Source organism: Acetobacter sp. DsW_54 (genome assembly GCF_002153575.1).
Taxonomy (GTDB): Bacteria; Pseudomonadota; Alphaproteobacteria; order Acetobacterales; family Acetobacteraceae; genus Acetobacter; species Acetobacter fabarum.
The window spans coordinates 1-1,021 of record NZ_JOPD01000055.1 but is presented as its reverse complement, the minus strand read 5'-3'; the positions used below and the strand labels follow the sequence as shown (position 1 = coordinate 1,021).

Genomic DNA, 1,021 nt, shown 5'->3' with positions numbered 1-1,021 from the left:
TTAGGTGTTTAGTCCCGGGGTTTGATGGGGTGGATTGATGATGAATTTTTCTGGCTCTGAAGTCCATATTTTGCAGACGTATTCGTAAGGCGTGAGGCCACTCAGCGTCTTGAGCCTTCGCCCGAAATTATAAGCTGCCATGAAGTCGTTGAGGTGTGTCCTCAACTGCTCATGACTGTCGTAATGGAAGCGTTTGACGGTTGCCTCTTTGATTGTCCGGTTCATCCGTTCAACCTGACCATTGGTCCAGGGATGATTGGGTTTCGTCAGACGATGTTCGGTCCCGTGAGCTTCGCAGATCATGTCGAAGCGCATGGGACGCGACCAGGCCGTATTGCGATTACGGGGTTGGTCAGCGAACTGGATCCCATTGTCGGTCAGGATGGTGTGGATCCGGTAAGGGATGATGCTCAGGAGATGTTCGAGGAATTCCCAGGCCGTCTTCCGATCAGCTTTCTCGACCAGTTGTGTGACAGCGAATTTGCTTGTCCGGTCAATGGCAACGAAGAGGTACAGCTTGCCTTCAGCGGTCTGGACTTCCGCTATGTCGAGATGAAAGAACCCGATCGGGTAGCGTTTGAAGCGCTGGCGTTTGGCTTTGTCCCCCTCTATGTCCGGCAGTCGTGAAATCCCGTGACGCTGAAGGCAGCGATGCAAGGCCGAGCGTGTCAGATGGGGAATGCTGGCCTGCAGGGCATAAAGGCAGTCATCCAGCGGCAGCAACGTATGCCGGCGAAAGGCCACGATCATCGCTTCGTCCGTCTCGGACAGGACCGTTGAGCGCGGCTCTTTAGGACCTGTCTTCTGATCTTCGACACTCTGTCGCTTCCGTCATTTAGCCACTGTCTTCGGGTTGATCCCGAACTCCTCGCTCAGCGCCGCGAGCGAAGCCTGCGATCGCTGTATTGCTGCTCGCACGGCGTGCGTGGTCGTGGCGCTCCCATGACGTATCTGTCCCATAATGCTTCCTTCCACTCTCGTGAAAATATCACACCATCAAACCACGGGACTAAACACCTAG

General features: G+C 54.8%; 1 pseudogene. It reads right to left on the bottom strand.

Annotated features, from left to right (window positions below):
- Positions 1-960: pseudogene (locus HK20_RS12525) on the bottom strand (IS481 family transposase).
- Between the last annotated feature and the right edge of the window lie 61 nt (positions 961-1,021).